The organism is Anaerobacillus sp. 1_MG-2023, from assembly GCF_030547345.1.
Classification (GTDB): domain Bacteria; phylum Bacillota; class Bacilli; order Bacillales; family Guptibacillaceae; genus Guptibacillus; species Guptibacillus hwajinpoensis_B.
Genome location: NZ_JAUORD010000280.1, coordinates 1 through 233 on the forward strand (window position 1 = coordinate 1; position 233 = coordinate 233).

Annotated in this window: 1 protein-coding gene; it reads left to right on the forward strand. The window is 39.1% G+C overall.

Features of this window, described 5'->3' with window-relative positions:
* The coding region (locus Q4550_RS24175) for a sodium:solute symporter family transporter (protein ID WP_303536815.1) at positions 1–233 on the forward strand (233 nt) is incomplete at both ends.

Sequence of the window (233 nt, forward strand, 5' to 3'; positions counted from 1 at the left end):
CTTATTCTTAGTGTTAGGTATCTCTTATACGTTGTGATCCAAATCCGAGGCTACGGTATTGTGGTTAGTCAAATGCTTGAAGTGCCTTATACGGTAAGTGTGATTTTGATCTATATTTTTGTTCTCTACACGACGTTTGGAGGGCTACACTCTGTTGCACGCACTGATATTTTTCATTTCTGTTTAATCCTGTTTGGAACGATGCTAGGGGCTCTATTTATTGTGAGCGAAAT